A 22,770-nucleotide genomic window follows, 5' to 3' on the forward strand; every position below is an offset into this window, starting at 1 on the left:
TTTATACGTCAGGTCCTACTTATTCATAGACTCAAGGAAACCGATATTGTTCTTCGTTCCCTTCATCCTGTCGAGGAGGAATTCCATAGCGTCCACAGTATTCATGTTGCTGAGGAAGCGGCGGAGGATCCAAACCTTGTTCAGCTCCTCTTTGGTGAAGAGGAGTTCCTCTCTTCTGGTTCCGGAGCGGTTTATGTCGATTGCGGGGAATATACGCTTCTCAACCAGCCTGCGGTCGAGGTGAAGCTCCATATTGCCCGTACCCTTGAATTCCTCGTAGATAACCTCGTCCATACGGGAACCTGTCTCCACAAGGCCGGTGGCGATGATGGTAAGACTGCCGCCTTCTTCCACGTTTCTCGCCGCACCGAAGAATCGCTTCGGCTTATGCAGAGCGTTAGAATCCACACCACCGGAAAGTACCTTTCCACTGGGGGGTTCGATGGAGTTATACGCCCTGGCAAGCCTTGTGATAGAGTCCAGCAGGATGCAGACGTCACGTCCATGCTCCACAAGACGCTTCGCCTTGTTCATAACCATCTCGGAAACCTGAACGTGTCTGTATGCGGGCTCGTCGAAGGTTGAGCTGATAACCTCACCATCAACGGAACGGGACATATCCGTAACCTCTTCGGGACGCTCATCAATAAGAAGGATTATCATGTAAACTTCGGGATGGTTCTCGGTGATGCTGTTTGCGATGGATTTAAGAAGCATTGTTTTACCCGTTTTAGGGGGTGCAACAATCAGACCCCTCTGCCCCTTACCGACAGGAGATATAAGGTTCATAACCCTTGTGTCGTAATGGGTGGGGAATGCTTCGAGACTAAGCCTCTCCTCGGGGAAGAGGGGGGTGAGGTTTTCGAAGAGGATCCTCTGTCTAGAGGGGTCCTCGAAGTTCACCTTCTCCACCTTGAGAAGTGCGAAATATTTTTCATTATCCTTGGGGGGCCTGATCTCCCCCGCTATGGTATCTCCGTTTCTCAGACCGAACTTGCGTATCTGGGCGGGTGAGACGTATATATCGTCGGGACCGGGGAGATAGTTGTAGTCTGTGGAGCGAAGAAAACCGAATCCGTCCGGAAGGACCTCAAGGACACCCTGGCCGTAGATATGGCCGTTTCTGGCACTGGTTGCCTTAAGGATTTCAAACATAAGCTCCTGCTTAAGAAGGCTTCCGGAGTTCTCAATCTCAACCGAGTTTGCAATAGCAACCAAGTCCTCGATCGATTTTTTCTTCAAGTCGTTCAGGTTCACGTTTTTCACCTCATAAGATCATGTACGGCTAACGATTGCTTTGGATATACTCCATGGAAGAGAAATAGTAATAGCTGTCAATCGATGTAACCTGTATTTTTTTGTTATAGATTTTCCTGTTTTTTCGTCTAGGTGTGAGTACAAACAAAATCCCAAATGCGAGAACGCTCATCTTAACAGCATCGGATAAATAATCCGGCGCCATGCCGCAACTTCGTATGATTAATTATCATGAAAACAAAATTAAGAGCGCGCCCAAGCGCATCTTCCAACCTGCTGAGACCCTGAACCCGGTTCTCCGATCAATAACGGATAAGAATAAACAGGTTCTAGTCCGTATTCGGGAGTATTTTTGAGCTTCTTTATAGGGAAACAGCGATACGCACCGCCGAGGTGCGCCTTGGGTGAAAGTTTATCGCTACACCTGTGGTATGTCAAGTGTTTTTTAATGCACTCTCCGGGGCGTTTCCGGCAGTTAGAGGGTCTATCAGACCTTAATTTGTTCACTATTACAAAACACACCTATAGCTCGATATCCCTTCCGATGACGGAGTGGATAATCTCCCTCGCCGTCTCTTCTATGGATTTATTCGTTGTGTCAATAATATGCCACCTTCTGTTCTTTCTGATTAACTCGTATACAAACTCCACCTCATCGAAGATCTTCTTCATATCGGTGTATGAACTATTCGTTCGGTAATGCCTGAGCCTCGCCGTACGAACCTTCTGTAGAACCTCGGGATCCATTATAAGGCAGACAACCTTGTTCTGATCCACCCGGAAGACCTCTTCGGGTATGGGGATCTCCTTCACAAGGGGAATGTTAACCACACGGAATCCCTGCTGGGCAAGGAAGAAGGAGGTGGGGGTTTTTGATGTCCTTGATAGACCGAGGATTATTATATCCGCCTCGTCGAGCCCTGTGGTTATCTTGCCGTCATCGTGGCTGAGGGTGTACTCGAGGGCATCGATACGGCGGAAGTATTTCTCATCCACCTTTCTGAGACGACCGGGGCTTTCGCTCGGGGTCTTCTCAAGGAAGGTTTTAAGTTTATTAATGGGGGGGCCCAGAATATCGAAGTGGAGTATCTCATTCTCGTGACAGAATTCGTGGATCGTCTTGCGGAACTCCGCCATAACGGTGGTGAAGGCGACAAAACCGTTGTCCAGTTTGGCATGCTCAAGGATAACCTTAAGCTTATCGATGGAGTCCACATTGGAGTATATGGTGAACTTCACATCGGGTTCGTCAAACTGCAAAAGCGCCGCCCTCATTATGTTCATCGCACTCTGACCCGTTCCGTCAGATACGATATATATCCTCTTCACGTTCTAATCTCCCTGGAGCAATTTATTAAATTCATCTTCGTTTATTGTTTTTACACCGAGTTTTTGAGCCTTTTCAAGCTTACTTCCAGCATCCTCACCCACAACGAGGTAGTCCAGATTCTTGCTCACGGAGCTGATGATGCGTCCACCCTCAGCCTTTACGCTATCCTCATAATCCTTGCGGCTCTTGGATAGCTTTCCGGTGAAGAGGAATTTCAGCCCCTCAAGGGTGCTTCCGGTTTGCTTCTTCTCGGCACTGAACTTCAGCCCTGCATCCTTAAGTCCTTCGATGAGCCTCTGCACCCTGCTCTCTGATAGGGTTTTAACAATATCCTCGGCAACGAGGGTTCCGATGGAATGCACCCTTTCAAGGCTCTGCAGATCGGCATCCATAAGCGCATCGATACTGCCGAACTCCTCCGCCAGAACCTCGGCAGTTTTGATCCCGACCGAAGGAATGCCTATACCGTAAAGCACCTTGGAAAAAGGTTTCTCTTTGCTTTTCTCAATGGCATCGGCTAGGTTTTCCACCGATTTTTCACCTAGGCGGTCCATCCCCCTAAGCTTATCATAGTCCAATCGGTATATATCGTCCGGAGTACTGAGCATACCCTCATCCACCAGGCGGTCTATGAGCTTTTCACCCAGCCCCTCTATATCCATGGCGTTTCTGGAGGCGAAATGCTGGAGTGCACCCCTCACTATAGCAGGGCATTCGGGGTTTACACACTTATAGTATGCGCTCTCCCTAACCAGCCTGCTTGAGCAGGAGGGGCATTCCTCGGGAAAAACAATCCCCCTCTCATCCCCTTTACGTTCATCCTCGTAAACCCTGATGATCTTGGGGATAACATCCCCACCCTTCTCAAGGGCAACGATATCCCCCACCCGGACACCAAGACGCTCTATCTCATCGGCGTTGTGTAGGGTTGCACGGGATACGGTGCTTCCGCTGACCTTTACAGGCTCAAGATAGGCCACGGGTGTTACGGTTCCCATACGCCCGACTTGAAACTGCACATCCTCCAGCCTCGTCTTCACCCTTTCGGCGGGGTATTTATACGCCTTCGCCCATTTCGGGGCCTTTATAGTCTGCCCCAGCTCTTCCTGTATGTGGTATTCGTTCACCTTCACCACGGCACCGTCTATCTCGTAGTCGAGGGAGTCCCTCTCATTCTCAATGGCGATAACAGCGTCTATAACCTCATCTATCTCCTTACAGAGGGTGAGCCGTTTATTGACATTAAAGCCCAGTTCTTTAAGATATTTAAGGTCGCTGTGGTGGTCATCCCCCCTGCCGACATCAAGGCCGAAGGTGAACATGTCAAGCTTGCGTTTTGCCGCTTCGGTGGAGTCCTTAAGTTTCAAGCTCCCTGCGGCGGCATTTCTCGGGTTTGCAAAGAGTGCCTGCTCATTCCTCTCCCGCTCTTCGTTGAGCGATTCAAAGGAATTAACCGGCATAAAGACCTCCCCACGAACCACAAGCCTGCGTTCATCATCTATAGTAAGGGGGATTGAGGGGATAGTACGTACGTTATGGGTTATCTCCTCCCCTACGCTTCCATCACCCCTTGTGGCGCCTCGAACAAGCTTTCCGTTTTCATAGGTAAGGCTTACAGATGCGCCGTCTATCTTTGGCTCCACGGTGAAGGAGACGTTATGCCCCACGGCATCTATAACCCCCAGGAGGAAGGAGCGAAGCTCCTCTTCATTATATGTGTTGTCCAGGGAGAGCATCTTAACCTCGTGGGTTACGGTATCAATGGAATCCACCTCCCCCGCTCCCACACGCTGGGTGGGGGAATAATCCACCTTCAGCCCAGGGTGCTCCACCTCTATTCTCTCAAGCTCCTTATAGAGCGTGTCGTACTCTTCATCGGATATTTCGGGCGCATTTTCTATGTAGTAAAGCTTGTTGTGGCGGTTAAGCTTCTCAACAAGCTCATGGTATCTATTCTCTATCTCCTGCATCTTCTTAGAATACTCCCCTCTTTGAGCTCCTCGCCGATGGTGTAGCGGTAGTTCGGTCTTGCGGCCTCCATCGGGGTGTCGCCATTCTCCATGAGTTCCTCAATAAAGGCGTTGCGTATGGACATATCCGGCGAAACGATTTCAAGCTCCTCCCCTCTCTCGAAACGGTTTCTGGCATGGATAAGCCCCTTTTCGTCCACCGAGCCTAGAAAGTCGCACTCCTGTATATAGTTGGAGCTTCCGTAGTTCATCGATTCCATATCCGCATAACCGTTGTAAAATCCCTGGGTGTAGTCCCTGTGGCTGACGCTCTTGAGCATGTCGAGCCAACCCGGATCCGCAACATAGTTGTAAGGGTCCTCCAAAGCTTTGTCCAGAGCCTGTCGATACACGCCGGTTGTCACAGCCGCATACATAACGCTCTTCATCCGACCCTCGATCTTGAGGCTCTTTATACCCATGGAGACGAGATCGCCGATGTAGTCGATAAGGCACAGATCCTTGGAGTTGAAGAAGTATGTACCCCTCTCATCCTCCTCTACGGGGAAGTACTCCCCCGGTCTCTGCTCCTCCATGAGGGCAAATTTCCAACGGCATGGATGGGTACAAAGCCCTGCATTGGCATCACGCCCCGTCATATAATTACTCATCAGGCATCTGCCCGACATCGATATGCACATTGCACCGTGGACGAAGACCTCGATCTCAGCCTTTGCTCCGGCGGCGATCCTCTTAAGCTCGTCACGATCCAGTTCACGTGCGAGAATAACCCGCTCCGCACCCATATCCGCCCAGAAGTTCACAGCGGAAAGGTTGGTAACATTCGCCTGGGTGCTTATATGAACAGGCGTCTTCAGGCCCATCCTCCGTATCTCCGCAAAGACTCCGGGATCCGATACGATGAGGGCATCCGGTGCAAGATCTTCCAGCTCCCCAAGATACTTGCGCAGATCATCAAACTCTTCGGTGCGGAGGTAGGCATTAACGGTAACGTATCCCCGCTTCCCCTGCCGCTGGAGATACCTGAGCGCCTCCTCAAGCTTATGGTTATCGAAGTTCCCAGCCTTGGCACGAAGACCGAAGCCCTCACCTGCGAGGTAAACAGCATCGGCACCATAGCGGATGGCGTAGTCCATCTTTTCGAAATTGCCGGCGGGGCTCAGAAGTTCTGTCATATATTCACCTAAAACTGTATCAGCATTACACCGGAGGCGATGGGGAGTATGGTTGAATCCTCCGGCTTTTCTGTTTTAACTTCTTCTAGGAACTGTATAAGTTCGTCGCACCCCTGACGGTATTTCTCAGGGATCTCCGATCTCTCCATGGCTGGATAGCCGAACAGGAGGACATCATCAAAGATAACAATCCCCCCGGGGTTTATGCGCTTCTTAATAAGGTTCCAGATGTGGCTGTACTTCCTTTTAACGGTGTCTACAAAGACAAGGTCGAAAGTCTCTCCGTTCTGTTCCAGATACTCGGGGGCGGACATGCAGAAGAACTCTATATCGCTCCCAAGCTCTGTGGAGAGCGCCTTTGCAACGGTTACACGGTTGCAGTTGAAGTCTATTCCGGTGATTCTGGCTCCGGGTGAGCCCCGGTAAAGATAGTTTGTGGATGCGCCTATTCCGCAGCCGAGATCCAGTATCCGCTCTGCACCGGACAGCTTGGAGAGTATGCAAAGCAGCTCACCGACCTCCGGTTCAACGGATGGAACACCGTGCTTTTCGGCGTAATCGTGGATATCCTTGAGCTTTCCCCTATGAAAAGAGGCAAGGAAGCGGTCAATATTAGGGTCTGTAATCGCAGGGTACATGCAGTCTACTGCTCCTGGCTGTCAATCAGCTGGAGTTTCTCCGGAGCAAGCCTTTCACTAAGCTTAGAGGCATACTGCGGGGCCTGCTTGCCCAGCTCGGACATGATCTTACCGGCAAAAAGAGGCTGGATGCGGATCATAAGCTGAACGGACTTATCAAGCTCCATATTGGATATGATGGCGGCGGCGGATTTCGCCTTTGTGGAAGCGTAAACCTTTGCCAGTGTGTCCAGATTCTCATCCTCAACCTTCTTGATATCCTCAAGGCGGCTTGTAACTGTCTGCTTTATCTTATTAAGCTCGTTCTCTTTATTGAGAAGCTCCTCCTCAAGGGCTCTGAGCCGTTTCTCCTTCTCATCGAGCTTTGCCGCACGCTGGTTAAGCTCCATCTCCCTCTGCTCCAGCTTGTTGGCGAGAGCCTGTATATCAACGATACTCTGGGGGTCTGCGGCATAAACATTTATCGATGCGAGCAAAAGGGCAAACAATAAAACCAGCCTACTCATCGTTCATCCTCTGCCTGCTGACCATAAGGTCATCTATCATCTTCATCTCCTCTTTATTAAGGTAGTCGATGTATTCTTTATCATGTTTTTCCTTCAGTTTCAGCATAACTTTATGATCGTTCATCGACTGAACAACCTTAGCCTTCTGCTTCTCCACGGCACGTTCAGCATCCCTGAGCGTTCTTTCCAGATTCCGCCTATGGTACTGAAGCTTGCGAAGGAAATCATCGTACATCTTTATGAAGGGGAACTCCCCCCTCTGCTTTACACCCTCCAGCTCCGACATCTTCTCAAGAATGGTGCGGTTCATACCCTCAAGCTGTTCCTGAACACTCCGCTGTTTCGCCCGCAGTTCGGAGAGCTTGCTTTTTTCAAGGTCAACTATCCTCTCCCTGTGTTCCAGAACCTTCTGGAGCTTGAATTCCCTTTTCATATTACTCCGCCACTATGGAGTTCAGGATGTTGCGGGTATCTTCGTATTTATATGATTCATTCATCCCCTGACGGAGAAAGTTATTGATCTTGTCGATCTTGGCTATCGCCTCATCGATCTTCGGGTTGCTCCCCTTAACGTATGCACCGATGTTGATGAGATCCTCCGCCTCACGATAGGATGAGAGCAGGTCACGGAACCTCCCCGCTCTGGCGAAATCCTCATCGGGGATAACCTCTTTCATGAGTCGGCTGGCACTGCGGAGCACATCCACCGCAGGGTAGTGGTTCTTTGCGGCGAGATCCCTGTCCAGAACAACGTGGCCGTCGATAATGGAACGTACGGAGTCTGCGATGGGATCGTTCATATCGTCCCCCTCGACAAGGACAGTATAGAGCCCCGTTACAGCACCCTTCCCCTTCTTAGTACCCGCCCGCTCAAGGAGCTTCGGCAGGAGTGCAAAGACGGAGGGGGTATAACCTTTCGAGGCGGGGGGTTCCCCCACTGTGAGGCCTATCTCCCTTTGGGCCATGGCAAATCGTGTTACAGAGTCCATCATGAACATAACGTTCTGCCCCTTATCACGGAAATATTCCGCAACGGCTGTGGCGGCGAAGGCTCCCAGCTTTCTGACAAGGGCGGACTGGTCACTGGTGGCCACGATAACCACGCTGCGCTTGAGCCCCTCCTCTCCAAGGTCACGCTCCACGAACTCCCGAACCTCTCTGCCACGCTCTCCGATTAGGGCTATGACGTTCACATCCGCTTCGGTGTTCCTTGCGATCATGCCGAGAAGCACTGATTTACCCACACCGGAACCTGCGAAGATCCCCACCCTCTGGCCGCTCCCCATGGTTATAAGGGAATCGATGGACTTGATCCCAGAGGATATTACATCCTTGATGATCTCCCTGTCCAGCGGCTGTGGTGGTGTGTTGTAGACGTTTACTAGTTCATAGTCACGGATAGGACCTTTACCGTCGATGGGGTTGCCGAGGCCGTCCAGAATGCGACCCAGCATGTTTTCGGATACCTTTACGGTGTTGCCGGAGGCGGTGTTGTAAACACGGCTCCCCGGTGCGATACCCTCGCTTTCGCCGTAGGGCATGAGTAGTACACGATCGTCACGGAAACCGATGATCTCCGCAAGAACGGTCCCCCCCGTTCCCTCGATGGCGCATCTCGTGCCGATACCGAGGAGGGGTCCGCTCGCTTCTATGGTGAGTCCGACAATCTTTGTTACCTTGCCGGAGATAATCACATCTTCGGATTTACTGATCCTGTTCAGACGAGTTAAGTTCTTCATATATCCGCTTTTCGAAGTTTTCGAGCATGGTCTCTATGGTATAGTCCATCTCGCCAATATTTGTTGATATACGCACCCCACCCTGCTCCACAGAGGGGTCAGCCTCTGAATCAAAGGCGGGGAGCTCTGAGCGCACCGCTTCAAGATCCTCCGGGTTGACTTTGAAAACCACGTTCTCAAGATCGCTCAGCTTATCAAGGGTTTTCCTTATGACAGATACAGCCAGTTTATCGTTCGCCTTACGCTCAAAGCCGATAAGCTCCTTAACGAAGCCCACTATCATATCGGGAAGAACCGAATCCAGCTCCTCAACGGCATCGGCGAAAACCTTGGCCTGTTCGCCAACCTCGCTGTAGCAGGATTTCAGCATATCTATATAGTCCTTCTTCTGCTTCTCATATTCACGCTGGGCACTGCCGGAGGCCTCATCGTAACCCTTACGGTGCCCCTCATCGAAGCCCTTTTTGTATTCCGCTTCAAGGAGTTTCTTAAGCTCCTCCTCATCCATGGCGGGCTTCTCCTCTTCTTCGGGCTCCTCGCCCTCCGAGCCCTCCTCCACCATCGGCTTAAAGCCGTCATCACTCTGGGGCTTCTTCGGTGCGTTCTGCTTCTGCTCAGCCTCCGCTTTCTCCTCTTCCAGCTTCTGCTTCTCAAGCTCCATTATCCGTTCACGCACTGAATCCTGACCGGTGCCTCCTATGACGGTGGAGGCTCCTTTGGCAACCTCATCATCAAAACTGTTGAGGCTGAACGTATCCTCACCGGCGGAATACCCTCCGGTTCCGAACGTCTCCAGCTCGTAGCGTTTTTCACCACGCTCCACATCGCCGTAGTTCTCTATCTCAAGATAACGGAATTTTTTGTCTTCGGATTTATAGATCTTCTTTTTAGACATAGGCTTTCACGATTAAACGACAGGGATAAGGGGAACGCTCAAAGAGCTTATACGTACTGATCCTCTTCTCCGCCGCCGATGTTGATAACCCCCTCTTCGTCAAGCTCACGGACGATGGCGACGATCTCATGCTGCGCCTTCTCCACCTCTTTGAGCTTGATGGGGCCCATATAGTCCATCTCCTCCTTCATTGTCTCAACGGCACGCTTTGACATGTTTCGGAAGAAACGCTCCTTGGTTTCATCATCCGCACCCTTAAGGGCGAGGGTGAGCACCTTTTTATCGGCTTTTTTGAGGATTTCCTGTATGGCGATATCGTTAAGCTCCTTGATATCATCGAATACGAACATCATATCCCTGATGGCCGCTACGAGCTCGGGAGCTTCCTTCTCAAGCTTTTCGAGTGTTACCTTGCTTGTGCTTCTATCCATACGGTTGAAGATCTCCGCAACGGACTTAACACCACCCACCTCTACGTTGTATGAGCTAAGGGATTCAAAACGCTCCTCAAGCACCCTGGAAAGGGTCTTAACAACGGAGGGGGATATATCCTGCAGGTTTGCGATTCTCAGAGTTATCTCCGCCTTCATCTCCTCGGGAAGCTGGGCGAGGGATTCCGCCGCATGGCTCGCATCCAGATGGGCGAGGATAAGGGCGATGGTCTGGGGGTGCTCGGTCTGGATAAACTTGGCGAGCTGCTTGGGGTCGATCTTCGTAAGGAACTCAAAGCCGCTCGACTGCTCGAGCATCTTTGTGAGCCTGTCGATGATCTTTCTGGCTCGTTCGGGTCCGAGGGATTTAACAAGGACAGACTTGGCGTATTCGATACCACCCTTTGCTATGAACTTCTTGGCGAGGATCATGTTGTAGAAGTCCTCAATCGCCTCGTCCATCTCCTCCGGAGGGACAACCTTGGTCATTGCTATCTCTTTGGAAAGCTCCTGCACCTCATCGTCGTCCAGAAAGGCAAAAAGTCTCGAAGAGGATTCCTCTCCGAGTGCGATCATAACCGTGGCCGCTCTTTTTATTCCCTGGGGTGTTCCAATACTCACTCTTAACCGCCCTTAAGCATGGTTTTAATAATATTAGCAGCCCCTTCGGGGTCTTCCTCGCAGAATTCTTCTATCTTCTTAACCATAACTTTTGTTTTAACTGTCTCTACATCCATAGGTGCGCTTTCGTCAAGCTCCTGTTCAACCTCACGCTCAAGCTCTTCGAGCGTTTTGGGAAATCCTGATTCATCCTTCACGGTAACGTCAAGCCCCCCTTCGTCGTAATGGCCGCCGGAGGCAACGGTAACCGTGCCATCCTCATGGTATACGACGGTTTTGTCCATCTTCTTGAGAATCCTGCGGATAACGAGGAAATAGAAGAGGATAAGGATAATAACGGCAACGGCGTATTTCGATGCCGTACTGATAAGCTCCATGGTTTTCTCACGCTTGAGCAGAACCTGCTCCTGGCTCTCTGCCGTCGTATCGAAGGATATGTTGGAGACCTCCACCTGATCCCCTCTGTTGCTGTTGTAGCCCACTGCCATAGCCACAAGGTTGCGTATGGCGGCAAGCTCTTCTTCACCGCGGGGCTGGGTCTCTACTATCTCATTCTCGCCCTCGGTACGGGTGACCTTCTTATCATCCACAACAACTGCCACGGAGATGCGCTTGATGGTTCCATAGGCCTTCTGTTCCCTCGTGACCTTCTTGCCCACCTCGAAGTTCTGGGTCTCCTCCGCTTTTTCATACTCGGAGTTAGCATCGTTGTTCAGTACCTCAGGCTCAGCCAGATTAGATTCCACACCGGGAACCCCCTGGGGTGTCTGAGGGGAGTTTGTGCTTGTGACAGAGAGGGACTGCTGGGAGCGCAGAACAGGGTTGGGGTCGAACTCCTCAGTGGTGGATTCCCTTTTAGAGAAATCTATCTCCGCAGTAACCCGGGCAACGGCATTACCGCTTCCCACTGTTCTGCCGAGTATATCGTTAAGCTTAAGCTCTAGGGAGCGTTCAATCTTCTTCTGGTATTCGAGCTGGGTCTGGGTGAGCATCAGCGGAGAGTCTTCGGTGTCAAGGAAGTCGCTCAAAAGACGTCCGTTGGTGTCTACGATCTGAACGTTCTCATTAACAAGCCCCTTCACAGAACCTGCAACGAGGGATGCGATAGCCTTAACCTGCTCCTGACCCAGCCTGCTACCAGCGAGCTTGAGCACAACAGCGGCCTTGGCGGATTCATCCTCGGATATGAAGAGCTTGTTCTTGGGGATTGTAAGGTGCACCCTAGCTTCTTCGATCTCGTTCAGGCTTGATATGGTTCGGGAAAGTTCACCCTGCAGAGCCCTCTGGTAGTTAACGTCCTGAAGGAACTCGGTCATTCCGTAGGATGATTTATCAAACAACTCAAAGCCCTGTCCGCCACCTTTGGGCAGACCCTCACGGGCAAGCTCAAGCCTCGTTTCGTAAACCATCTCCTGGGGAACCTCAACGGTGGCGCCACCCTCCTTGAGCCTGTAGGGAACGTTGTTCTCCTTCAGCTTCTCCACAACGGCGGGTGCATCGTCCTCAGTCATATTCGCAAAGAGGGTTTTATAAACGGGCCTGTTCGCCCAAATGAGTAAAGCCGCAAGGGTAATGATAACGGCTCCGGCCGCCGAGCCGATACTGATCTTTTGTACAAGTGTAAGTTTGTTGAAAATGTCCCTAAACTGGGAAACTACGTCATTTAAAGCCATTTAACCCCGGATTACTACAGTTGTGTTCTCATTACCTCTTGGTAGGCCTCAAGAATCTTATTCCTGACCTCAAGCATGAGTTTAAGGGAAACATCCGCTTTCTGCAGGGCGATCATGGTGGAGTGGATATCGTTCGTCTCACCATTGAGAACACTCTGCACAGCCTCATCAGCTTCAACCTGGGCGCTATTCACGTCCTGAAGTGCGTTCTTGAGCAGATCGGAGAAATCAACGTCGGTAGTTTTTTCCGCATTGCCCTGTTTGGACGCACCCTCATCCAGCTTATTCGGAAGCAGGAAGTTGATATTATTGATGTCGGCCATAAGTGTCTCCCTTATGAAAATATATAGTAAACCGGGCACATTTTACAACTGATAATTATACGCCGGGGCGGGTAATTTTTTCATCCCCCGCCTGTGGAAGCTCACGGCGGAATAATTATTTCAAGCCTTAGGCTCTTCCTATCTCAAGGGCACGGAGGGCGAGCTGTTTGGATGTGTTGAGCACTGTGGTATTCGCCTCATAACTCCTTGACGCCTCAAGCATATTGACCATTTCCTCAATGGGATTCACATTGGGGTAGGCCACATAACCCTCTTCATTTGCATCGGGGTGTTCCGGTTCGTACTTGAGAACCGGGGGCTTGTCGCTCTCGATAACCTTCTGCACCCTTACACCGCCGGCGAGCTCCCCTTCCATAACCTGTTCGAAAACAACATCCTTTCTTTTGTAGGGGCCGCCGTCTTCGGTTCTTGTGGTCTGGGCGTTTGCGAGGTTTGAGGAGATGGAACCTATCCTTATCCTCTGGGCTGAGAGACCGGTTGCCGAAACATCCATTATACTCATAAAGCTCATAATCTATCCTACCTTCCCTGTATTGCAGACTTCATTTTGGTGAACCCGTGGGATGAAAGGAGGCTCAGCTCCTGATAGCGCACGGTATTCTGTGCAAGTTCGCTCATCTCGTAATCGAGGTTTACGTCGTTGCCGTCGTTACGGAGCGAAGGGTTATTCTGCTTTCTTATGAAGGAGGAGGGGTCCATAATCTCATCCTTCGGGGGGAGGTGCATGTCATCGGTTCTGGATAAGGGCAATTTTTTCCCTTCACCCATATATTCGGCCATAGCCTCTCCAAACTCAAGCTTACCCGCCTTATAGCCGGGTGTGTCCACATTGGCTATATTCTCCGCTATCACGCCGTTCTTGGCGGATGCGGTGTCCATGGCATAGCCGATTGAGTCTGTGTGGATTGCGTTGAAGATTCCCTGCATAACTGCACCTCTTTATTCTTGGGTGAATAATAACAAAAGAGATGCCAAACAGATGGGGGAAAAAATGCTCAGTCTGAGTAGTGTCCGCTCTGGCGGTATTCGTTGAGCTTGTTCCGCAGGGTGCGGACTGTGATACCGAGGATTTCGGCGGCTTTTGTGCGATTGCCCCCTACATCCTCGAGGGTTTTGAGGATAAGCTCCCGCTCCATCTCGGCGATGGTGCTCCCAACATTAAGCCCAGATCCGTTACGGGGCTCCTCTTCACCATTAGGCTGTTCCTGAGGGGGGGAATAGTCGCCGCCGCTTTCGCCGCTCTTTGCCGCCGGAGCCTCAGGCACATAGTCGTCCCCCTCCAGTAAAAACTGCTTAACGGTGATGCCGTGGAGGAAAAGGTCACGCTCGGTTATGATATTCTCACGGCAGAGGACAACGGCACGCTCTATGGTGTGCTCCAGTTCACGTACGTTGCCGGGCCACTCGTAATCTATGAGCGCCTTAAGCGCCTTCTCGCCGAGACTGCATTTCCCTTTGCGGTTGATCTCAGCGTACTTCTCCACAAAGAACTCGGCCAGTTCCTGAACATCCTCCCTGCGATCCCTCAAAGGGGGGAGCTCAATACTGATAACATTCAGGCGGTAGTAGAGATCCTCACGGAAGTTCCCCTCCTCCACCTCCTTCTTAAGCTCACGGTTGGTGGTGGCGAGAATACGGACATCGATCTTAACGGGTCTTGTGGAGCCGAGACGTTCCACCTCACGCTCCTGTAGAACACGAAGGAGCTTCGCCTGCAGGTGCATGGGAACCTCCCCTATCTCATCAAGGAGTATGGTTCCCCCTTCGGCCAGCTCAAACTTTCCAGGCTTCCGGTTCACAGCACCGGTGAACGCCCCCTTCTCATAACCGAAAAGCTCACTCTCCATGAGATTCTCCGGGATAGCTGCACAGTTCACCGCAACAAACGCTCCGCCGGCTCTGCGGCTGTTTTCATGGATAAAACGGGCGAAAACCTCTTTACCCGTACCGGATTCACCGGTTATGAGCACAGTAGCCTCGCTCTCCGCCACATCCTTCGCCAAAGCAAAAAGCCTCGCCATGAAGGCGCTTCGGAATACGGCACGGTTCTTCTTCCTCCCCTTGGGACCGGTTTTCTCGTTCAGCTCAAAGGTTCTGCGGACAAGTTCCTCGATAACCTCCGGCGAGAAAGGTTTAAGTATATAGTCGAAGGCTCCGAGCTTAAGTGCATCTACAGCGTTGCCCACGGTTCCGTAGGCTGTTATGAAGCATACCGGAGTCTCAAGACCGGAGGATTTGATCATATTGAACATTGAAAGCCCGTCTATCTCGGGCATTCGCATATCGCTGATGATAAGGTCATAGGGGATGCGGGATGCCTTCTGGAAGCCGTCACGCCCATTTTCGGCGGTATCTGTCTGCACACCCATACGGGCTACGGTCTCCCGCAGAGCCTCACGCATGTTGTCATCGTCATCTACAATCAATACCCTTCTGTTCTCTGTTTCCGACATCGTTATCCCGTTCGTGGAACAGTCACACGGAAGGCCGTGTAGGTCTCGCCGTCACTGTCCGCCTCAATATTGCCGCCATGGGCCTTAACTATCTTATACACAATAGCAAGCCCAAGCCCTGTACCCTTTGCCTTGGTGGTCTGGAAGGGCATGAAAAGCTTGCCCGCCATGTCCGAATCTATCCCGCACCCGTTGTCTGTAACCGTTAACAGGGTCATACCATCCTCCTCGGAGGATTCCATGGTTATCTCACCACCCTTGGAGACAGCCTCCACGGCGTTGTGCAGGATATTCATAACCACCTGCTTAAACAGCTCCTCATCGCAGGTGATAACATCGTCCTCACCTATGCGGTTTTTAAAATGAACATCCTTGTCCCGCATAAGGTGCTGTAGGTAAAGTATAACATCATCCACAATATCGGCAACGTAAACTGTCTTCATGTCCAGCTGGATCTCTTTGGTAAAGAGGAGGATGTTGCTGATGATGGAGTTTATGGTTCTGACACCCTTGATTATGGAGTGGGTAAGCCTCTTCTTGTCGCTGTCACCCTCAAGATCACGACCGAGGAGCGATGCAAAAAGCTCTATACTTCCCAGAGGGTTGCGGATGTCATGGGCAATATTGGCAGCCATCTCACCCATCAGCTTCAGCTTCTCATCACGCTGACGTTCTACCTCCATATTCTTAAGCTCGCTTATGTCGTCGATAACATACACAAAGCCGGAGAGCTCCCCCGCCGAGAGTGCACCAGAGCTTATCTTAAGCCAGACACCCTTCTCGGGTTGCAGTTCGTAGAGCCCTTCCCCCTCAACACTTCTGAGCATTTCGATAAAATCTTCCCTGGTGAAACGTTCCAGCATCGATTCCGCCTCGCTGTTCATCATGATAGGCTCATGCTCCGAATCAAGGGCGATGATCGAGCTTCGGGAGTTCATGAGGATACCCTCAAGCATGTTGCTCAGCTCGGAAAGGCGGCGGTTCTTCTCCTCCACCTCTTCCCGGAGCTTGCGGGCCTCCTCCTGTATAAGCTCGTAGGACTCCTCCAGCTTGGAGGTGGCGGAGGTGAAGGATTCCATCAGCAGTTTAAGATCTTCTATACGGGCGTTCTCTGCTGATTTGCTCCCCTCTACTGGCTGTTCAGGCTTTTCCGCCATTCTATCTCCTCCAGCTCGCTCCTTGCGGCACTTGCGTATATCGAATCGGGCATGCTCTCAAGAAGCTCCATATAGTTTTTAACCGCCTTCTCGCTCTGACCGAGCTGAAGATGGGACTTACCCTTATAGTAAAGCCCCTCTGCACGCTTATCGTCTCTGGGCATATGCTTAACCAGAAACTGATCCAGAGTATCGATGGCGAGGCGGTAGTTGTTCTTCTTATAGTACAGTATACCAATATCAAGGTAAACCTCGTCGTGGCCGTCGAAGCGCTTAGCCTGATCCTGCTCAATGTCCCCTGGATTCAATAATTAAGTGCAACTTTTAAGTAGTGGTCAAAAGAGGTCAGGTGCGTTAGCATCGTAGCTCTTTAACCACCACGTCAAAGGAGCACCGAATGAAGAACTATACACACCTGACCCGTGAACAAAGGTACCAGATTTATGTGCTGAGGAAAACCGGACATTCTCAGACGGACATAGCTGATTTGCTTAAAGTACATAAATCTACCATCAGCCGAGAGTTACGCAGAAACACAGGAGGTCGTGGTTATCGCCCAAAGCAAGCTCATCGCAAAGCTATTGAACGAAGAATGGACAAGGTCCCAAGACGGATTGCACAAACTGAATGGTATTTTGTTGAACGTCTTCTGCTTGAAGACTGGAGCCCTGAGCAGGTGAGCAATTGGCTAAATCAAAATTATGGAATAAACGTAAGTCATGAGCGTATCTACCAGCACATTCTTGAAGATAAAAGTCATGGTGGAACACTTTATACTCACCTGCGTTGCCGAAGAAAACGCAGGAAGCGATATGGTGTTTATGAACGCAGAGGAGAGATACATGGCAAGTTAAGCATTGAGCAGCGTCCAAGTATTGTAGAAGAGAAAGCGAGATTCGGAGACTGGGAAGTGGATACAGTTATAGGAAAAGGGAACAAGCAGGCGATTGTTTCTCTTATTGAGCGGAAGTCTTATCTGACACTTATACGCAAGGTAGAAAGAAAGACTGCTGTACTGGTGACAAAAGCGGTTATAGAAATGTTGAAACCGATATCACACCTAGTCCATACAATCACTTCCGATAACGGGAAAGAGTTTGCAGGACATGCCGAAATATCTGAGATACTAGGGGCTGAATTCTACTTTGCTCATCCATATGCTTCGTGGGAACGCGGAATAAACGAAAATACAAACGGACTCATTAGGCAGTATGTACCAAAGAGTAGGATGCTTGAAAGTGTTGATGATATAGAGATTCAGAATATTATGCAGAAACTAAACAACAGACCAAGAAAAGCAACTGGATATAAAACTCCTAACCAGATACTATTCTCTATAGACCCCGTTGCACTTGCTAGTTGAATTCAGGTCCTGATATATATCAAGGAGAACCATCTCCCGCTTGTTGTCGTCAAAGATGTTCTTCGTTATGTCAAACTTAAGTTTTTCTGCAAGCATAGGGTCCTTGGTGTATCTGTCAAGAACCGCTATCGCCTTGTCCACATCCTGCTTTTCGAGCTCGTCCACGATGAACATAAAGGTCTCTCTGTCCAGTCCGTTTACATCGAAATCGATCCCACCCCGTCCAAGCAGTAGGTTGGTGAGCTTATAAACCGGGTTGTCCGTATATTCTATGGTATCCATAATCTGCGCGGACTTCTCCGGAAGGGTCAGCTTATAGAGGGAGAATGCGGCATACGCCTTGAGCTTATCCTGAAACTGCTGATCCTCGGAACCGTTGATCATACCTGAATTATCATCATAGAATCGTATAACATCCAGATACCTTTTATCATCAAAGCTCCCCTTCATGATTGTAAAAAGCGACTCCTCGTATATATCCCGCACCTCTTCCTGATGCTCACCCTCCTCCACATGGACGAAATACTGCTTTGCGGAGAGCTGGGCAAGCTCGAGCTGGCCGTTCTGGAGGTATCTGTCAGAGAGGGCGTAGTAGGCTTCATCCAGCAGAGAATTCCAGATGGCGGGTTCGTAGATCCTCTCGGTATTTGCGTAGAAGTTCTCCACATCGGAGATAACCTTATTGAACTCCCCGCCGTCCAGCTTTGCCCTGGTACGTATATACTTTATCTGCTGGAGGATTCTTTCCGCATCCTCACGATAGTCCGAATCGGGAAACTCCTCCAGAAGTGCGTTTATATACTGTTCGGAGACGTTATCCTTCCCTTCCTCATACGCTCTCTCAGCCTGCTTCAGCCTGATGAGCTGTTTTATATCAAAGACCTCCTCCATCAGCGGGGAGGAGTAATTGAGCCTGGCGAAATCATCTATGGCAGAAAGGGTTTTGTCGTAATCCCCTTCGTTATAGTATGCCTTTATCATCACAAGCTCCGCCTGTGACTTAACCTCAAAGTCTTCACTTTTGAGGGCGTTGTCCAGAAACTTCTGCCAGTCCGCCGGAGATTTCTCCGTAAGATGGTTATCCGCATATTTTATGGAGGCAAGCAGCCCTCCCGTTTTCTCGGGGTACAGATCTCTAGCTCTCACAAGAAGACTGTCGGCGGCATCCTGATTGCCGAGTTCCTCATTCATCTCCGCCGCACGGTACATGGCAAGGTCTGCATGCTCGCTGGAGGGGAAAAGCTCAAACACCTTACTGTACGCCCTCAGGGCATCCTGGTTCTCACCTTTCTCCTTAAACACCTCTCCCATACTGTAGATTATCTCCGGACTAAGGTCGGTAAAGTCGGTATTCTCGCCTCTGAATTCCTGAAAATTCAGGAAAGCGTTCTCGCTGTCTCCCCGCTTGGACTGGAGCATACCGATGGTGGCGTCCTGCACCCGCTTCGCCTCGGGGAACCTGCGCACATAGTTTTCCCTAGCCTCTATGGCCCTGTCGTACTGGCCGAGCTGTTCATATATCTCCGCAATCCTTCGGTAGGCAAGCTTCTGCATCTCCTCGTCCCGCACAAGCTTAATTATATTCTCATAGCCGAAGATGGCTTCGTAATACATCCCCGCCCTCTCCTTAGACTCCGCAGAACGCATAAGGGCATCACGAAAGCGGTAGGAATCGGGGTACATCTCTATGAAGTCATCGAAGATCTTTGCCGCTGTAACGTAATTCTTATAGGATTCTTCCCCCTTATGGAAATACGCCATGCCCATCCTGTATAACGCTTCCTGCCTGTAATACTCGCTGGGCTGGTTGGAAAGGAACCCCTCAAGCTGAACGATGGCCTCGTCAAAATTTCTGGAGGCGATAAGCTCGTCCACCCTTCCAAGGGAACGCTCCGATTCTTCATCCTCTATGATCTCACCACCCTTTCGGATGATAGGACTCTCGATACCGTAGCCCAGCTTGATATCATCCAGCTCCCTCTTCTTGGAGGAGACGAGCTTAACGTTTGCCCCTTCGGTGGTGAAGACGAAATCGGTTCCCTGGGCGAAATATACCGTGATGCTCTGCTCGCCCGATTCTATCCTTTTTATGAAAGGGTCGTTGAGTGAACCTGTGAAGTCCGCCGCCAGAGGGTCTTTGAACTGTATCGTAATGGTGTTATTGTCCTTGGATACACCATCTACCTCTGCTGCTATATCGCTTATAACTAGCTCTGTGAAAAACTGATTCTGCCGGAGGTAAATATCCTCGGCAAACAGCAGAGCGGGCAGAAAGAAGAGCGGGATAAGGATGCGGATCAGTTTCATTGTATTATAGTATTAAACCACAGGCGTGCCGATGGCAATGTTAAATTCTCCAAGCTCTTTGTGAGCAATCAATATCGCTTGAAACTACCCTGAACACGTGGTAATTTAAAACCAACTATGGAGGGACTATGGCACTCGATCACGGCATCCTGCTTGAAACAGGTACAAACGAATTTGAGATAGTTGAATTTATCGTGCGTGCCGAGAAGGATCACCACTTCGGCATAAACGTTGCCAAAGTGCGGGAAGTTATCCGTTTTCCGGAGATAGTCAAGGTTCCGGACGCTCACCCGTCGGTGATAGGAACCGCAAATATCCGGCAAAAGCTCGTACCCATTATCGATCTCGGTAACTGGCTTGAGATGAAATACGAGGATGACTACGAACAGAAAAAGATAATCGTCACCTACTTCAACCATCAATACAACGGCTTTATGGTTGATGAGGTTGTCCGTATTCACAGAATCACCTGGGCGGATATTAAAGATTACTCATCTATGACCGATTTCAGTCTGGTAGAGACTGTGCTCGGCGTTGTTGATATCGGCGGCAATCTCATTCAGCTGCTGGACTTTGAAAAGATCGTTGCGGAGCTTAACCCTGAAACAGCACTTAAGGAAATGGAGATAGACTATTCCCGCTTTGAAGACAGGGCGGAGAAAACGGTTTACCTCGCAGAGGATTCTCAGGTTATCAGACGCTTTCTGCACTCCAACCTTGAGAACGCAGGCTATCAGGTTAAATCCTTCGAAAACGGCAAGCTGCTCCTGAATGAGTTTAACACCAAGGTCCCCGATATCGTAATAACAGACCTGGAAATGCCCGTTGCGGACGGAGCATATGTTGTGCGGACCCTGCGTGAGAATGCACAGCTGATAGACCTCCCGATCCTTGTCTTCTCCTCACTCGCAAGCGAGGAGAACGAGAGAAAGGTTATGGCCATCGGTGCTAACATGTTCGTGGGCAAGCCGGACACAGACATACTAATCGGTAGTATAGACAGATATCTGCTTTAAGGAGTTTTTATGAAGAAGATTGCAATCTTTTCCATGCTTACAGTTTTTCTTTTTGGATGTACAAACGACAACGAAGTTATCAAACAGAGCCTCAACAACATCAAGGACGAAATGGTCAACATGCAGTCCGAAATGGCGGAGATGAAGATCACCGTTGAGGAGGTTAACTCTAAAACCCAGGCCAATACCGAGAATATCAACGCAAACTCTAACGCCCTTGCGGAGATCCGCTCCGAAACCAACTACCTCAGCAATGAGATCGCCCTTATGAAAGAGGCGGCCAAAGAGCGTGAGGCTATGATGGAAAAGCAGGAAAGCGAAACCATGGATATGGGTGAGCAGAACGCAGAGGATGAGATAATCATCATAGAGGACAACTTCACCGACAAGTCAAGCCTCTACAGCTACGCATACGAGCTCTACAAGAATGGACAATACGCCGAGAGTACAGCAAAATTCAACGAGTTCCTCGCCAAGTATCCCTCCGATGAACTCTCCGACAACGCTGTATACTGGCTTGGTGAGATACAGTACGCCCTTAAGGACTACGAGGCGGCCATCAGCAACTTCCAGAGGCTCGCTTCTGAGTACCCCCAGGGTAATAAGGTACCCGACGGTCTTGTGAAGATGGGATACTCCTACGGCAACATCGGTCAGATGGATAAAGCCAGGGAGACTATGAAAAGAGTAGTAAACCAGTATCCCGGAACCAGGGCATATAACCTTGCCCGCAAGAAGCTTGAAGCTTGGGGAGTTTCTGTTGAATAAGAAACTTTTATGTGTTCTCTGCGCCGGAGGGCTGCTTGCCGCATCTGCGGCGGCGGCCGAGACGGTGCACAAGGTCAAGAAGGGGGATACCCTTTGGGATATCTCCAGACATTACTACGGAGACAACTTCCAGTGGCCCATGATCTGGAAGGATAATGTCATCATTAACGATCCGGACCTTATCTACCCCGGGCAGCAGTTCAATGTTCCGGGCTTTTTAGACGATGCAGAAACCATCCGCAAGGATGATTCAGGCCTTATCAGAATCAGCGCTCCCGAAAACCGCAAACCCATGGATACCGACCCCCTCGAATCGGAAAAGCTTATCAATGCAAATGCACGGAACTCCATGGAAACCATATTCCTCAACGATATCGAGGTCGTCAGGGATAACGAACCTTCGGCAAACATCCTAAACGTTGAAGGGGAGAAGAGCTTTGCCACGACAAGGGATCGCATAACCATAAATCAAGGCTCCGGTGAAGGGCTCAATCTGGGCGATACTGTTGTACTCTACCAGAAACTCAGCACCCTTGAAAAAGAAAGAGCAGTATATCGGATAGTAGGATACGCAGAGGTTAGCGAGGTAAGGGCTGAAACCAGCGATGCAATTATCTACAAATCCTTCAACTCAATCCAGAAAGGATACTTTGCAGAGAAAGGTAACCGTCCCGACCTCCGATCTCCCAAGGTTTTCCGCAAGGCTGACACAGATATCGATGGAGAGATCGTATACATACCCGACAGCCACCGCAACACAGCCCAGGGCTACAGAGTCATTGTAAATGTGGGAAGCGTTGAGCGTGCAAAGCAGGGTGACAAGGTTTCCATATACAGAGAAACCGAAGAAAACGGTCGCACAAGAAAGGATTATATCGGCGAAGGCCAGCTTATTCTTGTGGGCGAGGAATACTCCACAGCGATAATCGTCACAAGCCTTGTTGAGATACATAAAGGGGACAGCGTAAACCTTACGGATATAGCTGTTTACTGATACCTAACAGTTTTTCAGTATCCTTCCTTTGAAAAGCTCCCCCCGAGGGGCTTTCTTCATCTGATTTAGCTCCACTTTGAAGCATCCTTTTTCTTGACTAAACCAATCTATTTCATTAATATTCTTGATTACT

22 protein-coding genes are annotated in these 22,770 nt (G+C 50.2%); 4 read left to right on the plus strand and 18 right to left on the minus strand.

Going from position 1 to position 22,770, the window contains the following annotated elements; translation table 11 throughout:
• Window positions 1-15: 15 nt before the first annotated feature.
• The 17 genes from rho to K300_RS0112185 form a co-directional block, all read right to left on the minus strand.
• Window positions 16-1,257: a transcription termination factor Rho gene (gene rho / locus K300_RS0112105; protein WP_022851938.1), complete on the minus strand. Its 1,242-nt coding sequence runs from the start codon at window positions 1,255-1,257 to the stop codon at window positions 16-18.
• A 522-nt stretch (window positions 1,258-1,779) separates the two neighbouring features.
• Window positions 1,780-2,586: a pyruvate, water dikinase regulatory protein gene (locus K300_RS0112110; protein ID WP_022851939.1), complete on the minus strand. Its 807-nt coding sequence runs from the start codon at window positions 2,584-2,586 to the stop codon at window positions 1,780-1,782.
• 3 nt (window positions 2,587-2,589) lie between these two features.
• Window positions 2,590-4,557, minus strand: a complete 1,968-nt coding sequence (ligA, locus tag K300_RS0112115; RefSeq protein WP_022851940.1) for an NAD-dependent DNA ligase LigA — start codon at window positions 4,555-4,557, stop codon at window positions 2,590-2,592.
• Complete coding sequence (locus K300_RS0112120) at window positions 4,545-5,732, minus strand: peptidase U32 family protein (RefSeq protein WP_022851941.1); 1,188 nt, start codon at window positions 5,730-5,732, stop codon at window positions 4,545-4,547. The genes ligA and K300_RS0112120 overlap by 13 nt, the downstream gene beginning before the upstream one ends.
• An 8-nt stretch (window positions 5,733-5,740) precedes the next feature.
• Window positions 5,741-6,370 carry an O-methyltransferase gene (locus tag K300_RS0112125; RefSeq protein ID WP_022851942.1) on the minus strand — a complete coding sequence of 210 codons (630 nt, stop codon included), beginning with the start codon at window positions 6,368-6,370 and terminating at the stop codon, window positions 5,741-5,743.
• A 5-nt stretch (window positions 6,371-6,375) separates the two neighbouring features.
• Entirely contained in the window at window positions 6,376-6,876 is a 501-nt protein-coding gene (locus tag K300_RS0112130) for a MotE family protein (protein ID WP_022851943.1), read from the minus strand.
• On the minus strand, window positions 6,869-7,309 hold the full coding sequence (fliJ, locus tag K300_RS0112135) for a flagellar export protein FliJ (protein WP_022851944.1): 441 nt from the start codon (window positions 7,307-7,309) through the stop codon (window positions 6,869-6,871). The genes K300_RS0112130 and fliJ overlap by 8 nt, the downstream gene beginning before the upstream one ends.
• A 1-nt stretch (window position 7,310) precedes the next feature.
• Window positions 7,311-8,615, minus strand: a complete 1,305-nt coding sequence (fliI, locus tag K300_RS0112140; RefSeq protein ID WP_022851945.1) for a flagellar protein export ATPase FliI — start codon at window positions 8,613-8,615, stop codon at window positions 7,311-7,313.
• Window positions 8,581-9,510 carry a FliH/SctL family protein gene (locus K300_RS15595; RefSeq protein ID WP_022851946.1) on the minus strand — a complete coding sequence of 310 codons (930 nt, stop codon included), beginning with the start codon at window positions 9,508-9,510 and terminating at the stop codon, window positions 8,581-8,583. The genes fliI and K300_RS15595 overlap by 35 nt, the downstream gene beginning before the upstream one ends.
• A gap of 47 nt (window positions 9,511-9,557) precedes the next feature.
• A complete protein-coding gene (gene fliG / locus K300_RS0112150) occupies window positions 9,558-10,562 on the minus strand; it encodes a flagellar motor switch protein FliG (protein WP_022851947.1) in 1,005 nt (334 codons plus the stop codon).
• A 2-nt stretch (window positions 10,563-10,564) separates the two neighbouring features.
• The gene (gene fliF / locus K300_RS0112155; RefSeq protein WP_022851948.1) at window positions 10,565-12,235 is read right to left on the minus strand and encodes a flagellar basal-body MS-ring/collar protein FliF; all 1,671 of its coding nucleotides are present in this window, start codon (window positions 12,233-12,235) and stop codon (window positions 10,565-10,567) included.
• Window positions 12,236-12,249: 14 nt separating this feature from the next.
• On the minus strand, window positions 12,250-12,558 hold the full coding sequence (fliE, locus tag K300_RS0112160) for a flagellar hook-basal body complex protein FliE (protein WP_022851949.1): 309 nt from the start codon (window positions 12,556-12,558) through the stop codon (window positions 12,250-12,252).
• 127 nt (window positions 12,559-12,685) lie between these two features.
• Window positions 12,686-13,090: a flagellar basal body rod protein FlgC gene (flgC, locus tag K300_RS0112165; protein WP_022851950.1), complete on the minus strand. Its 405-nt coding sequence runs from the start codon at window positions 13,088-13,090 to the stop codon at window positions 12,686-12,688.
• Window positions 13,091-13,098: 8 nt separating this feature from the next.
• Window positions 13,099-13,506: a flagellar basal body rod protein FlgB gene (gene flgB / locus K300_RS0112170; protein WP_022851951.1), complete on the minus strand. Its 408-nt coding sequence runs from the start codon at window positions 13,504-13,506 to the stop codon at window positions 13,099-13,101.
• A gap of 68 nt (window positions 13,507-13,574) precedes the next feature.
• The gene (locus tag K300_RS0112175; RefSeq protein ID WP_022851952.1) at window positions 13,575-15,032 is read right to left on the minus strand and encodes a sigma-54-dependent transcriptional regulator; all 1,458 of its coding nucleotides are present in this window, start codon (window positions 15,030-15,032) and stop codon (window positions 13,575-13,577) included.
• A gap of 2 nt (window positions 15,033-15,034) precedes the next feature.
• Window positions 15,035-16,189 (minus strand): sensor histidine kinase, encoded by a 1,155-nt coding sequence (locus tag K300_RS0112180; RefSeq protein ID WP_022851953.1) that lies wholly within the window; start codon window positions 16,187-16,189, stop codon window positions 15,035-15,037.
• Entirely contained in the window at window positions 16,162-16,497 is a 336-nt protein-coding gene (locus K300_RS0112185; protein ID WP_022851954.1) for a tetratricopeptide repeat protein, read from the minus strand. Before K300_RS0112185 ends, K300_RS0112180 begins: the two co-directional genes overlap by 28 nt.
• Before the next feature lie 89 nt (window positions 16,498-16,586).
• On the opposite strand from K300_RS0112185, the gene K300_RS0112190 reads away from it, so the two are divergent.
• Entirely contained in the window at window positions 16,587-17,552 is a 966-nt protein-coding gene (locus K300_RS0112190; RefSeq protein ID WP_022849682.1) for an IS30 family transposase, read from the plus strand.
• On the opposite strand, the gene K300_RS0112195 is transcribed toward K300_RS0112190, so the two are convergent.
• Entirely contained in the window at window positions 17,517-19,859 is a 2,343-nt protein-coding gene (locus K300_RS0112195) for a tetratricopeptide repeat protein (protein WP_022851955.1), read from the minus strand. The two genes, K300_RS0112190 and K300_RS0112195, sit on opposite strands and share 36 nt — an antisense overlap.
• Window positions 19,860-19,987: 128 nt before the next feature.
• On the opposite strand from K300_RS0112195, the gene K300_RS0112200 reads away from it, so the two are divergent.
• From K300_RS0112200 to K300_RS16385, 3 genes are read left to right on the plus strand one after another with little or no spacing between them, the layout of a single operon-like run.
• Window positions 19,988-20,875: a chemotaxis protein CheV gene (locus K300_RS0112200; RefSeq protein WP_022851956.1), complete on the plus strand. Its 888-nt coding sequence runs from the start codon at window positions 19,988-19,990 to the stop codon at window positions 20,873-20,875.
• A 9-nt stretch (window positions 20,876-20,884) separates the two neighbouring features.
• Window positions 20,885-21,643, plus strand: a complete 759-nt coding sequence (ybgF, locus tag K300_RS16380) for a tol-pal system protein YbgF (protein WP_022851957.1) — start codon at window positions 20,885-20,887, stop codon at window positions 21,641-21,643.
• Complete coding sequence (locus K300_RS16385; RefSeq protein ID WP_022851958.1) at window positions 21,636-22,637, plus strand: LysM peptidoglycan-binding domain-containing protein; 1,002 nt, start codon at window positions 21,636-21,638, stop codon at window positions 22,635-22,637. Before ybgF ends, K300_RS16385 begins: the two co-directional genes overlap by 8 nt.
• Window positions 22,638-22,770 lie beyond the last annotated feature (133 nt).

It is taken from the genome of Limisalsivibrio acetivorans, assembly GCF_000421105.1.
In the GTDB taxonomy this organism is placed as follows: Bacteria; Chrysiogenota; Deferribacteres; order Deferribacterales; family Geovibrionaceae; genus Limisalsivibrio; species Limisalsivibrio acetivorans.

Bases quoted from the DNA above. Each gene is read 5' to 3' on its own strand.
- ligA (WP_022851940.1), bottom strand. From the start codon at position 4,557: ATGCAGGAGATAGAGAATAGATACCATGAGCTTGTTGAGAAGCTTAAC.
- K300_RS0112120 (WP_022851941.1), bottom strand. From the start codon at position 5,732: ATGACAGAACTTCTGAGCCCCGCCGGCAATTTCGAAAAGATGGACTAC.
- K300_RS0112125 (WP_022851942.1), bottom strand. From the start codon at position 6,370: ATGTACCCTGCGATTACAGACCCTAATATTGACCGCTTCCTTGCCTCT.
- K300_RS0112130 (WP_022851943.1), bottom strand. From the start codon at position 6,876: ATGAGTAGGCTGGTTTTATTGTTTGCCCTTTTGCTCGCATCGATAAAT.
- fliJ (WP_022851944.1), bottom strand. From the start codon at position 7,309: ATGAAAAGGGAATTCAAGCTCCAGAAGGTTCTGGAACACAGGGAGAGG.
- fliI (WP_022851945.1), bottom strand. From the start codon at position 8,615: ATGAAGAACTTAACTCGTCTGAACAGGATCAGTAAATCCGAAGATGTG.
- K300_RS15595 (WP_022851946.1), bottom strand. From the start codon at position 9,510: ATGTCTAAAAAGAAGATCTATAAATCCGAAGACAAAAAATTCCGTTAT.
- fliF (WP_022851948.1), bottom strand. From the start codon at position 12,235: ATGGCTTTAAATGACGTAGTTTCCCAGTTTAGGGACATTTTCAACAAA.
- fliE (WP_022851949.1), bottom strand. From the start codon at position 12,558: ATGGCCGACATCAATAATATCAACTTCCTGCTTCCGAATAAGCTGGAT.
- flgC (WP_022851950.1), bottom strand. From the start codon at position 13,090: ATGAGCTTTATGAGTATAATGGATGTTTCGGCAACCGGTCTCTCAGCC.
- flgB (WP_022851951.1), bottom strand. From the start codon at position 13,506: ATGCAGGGAATCTTCAACGCAATCCACACAGACTCAATCGGCTATGCC.
- K300_RS0112175 (WP_022851952.1), bottom strand. From the start codon at position 15,032: ATGTCGGAAACAGAGAACAGAAGGGTATTGATTGTAGATGACGATGAC.
- K300_RS0112180 (WP_022851953.1), bottom strand. From the start codon at position 16,189: ATGGCGGAAAAGCCTGAACAGCCAGTAGAGGGGAGCAAATCAGCAGAG.
- K300_RS0112190 (WP_022849682.1), top strand. From the start codon at position 16,587: ATGAAGAACTATACACACCTGACCCGTGAACAAAGGTACCAGATTTAT.
- K300_RS0112195 (WP_022851955.1), bottom strand. From the start codon at position 19,859: ATGAAACTGATCCGCATCCTTATCCCGCTCTTCTTTCTGCCCGCTCTG.
- K300_RS0112200 (WP_022851956.1), top strand. From the start codon at position 19,988: ATGGCACTCGATCACGGCATCCTGCTTGAAACAGGTACAAACGAATTT.
- ybgF (WP_022851957.1), top strand. From the start codon at position 20,885: ATGAAGAAGATTGCAATCTTTTCCATGCTTACAGTTTTTCTTTTTGGA.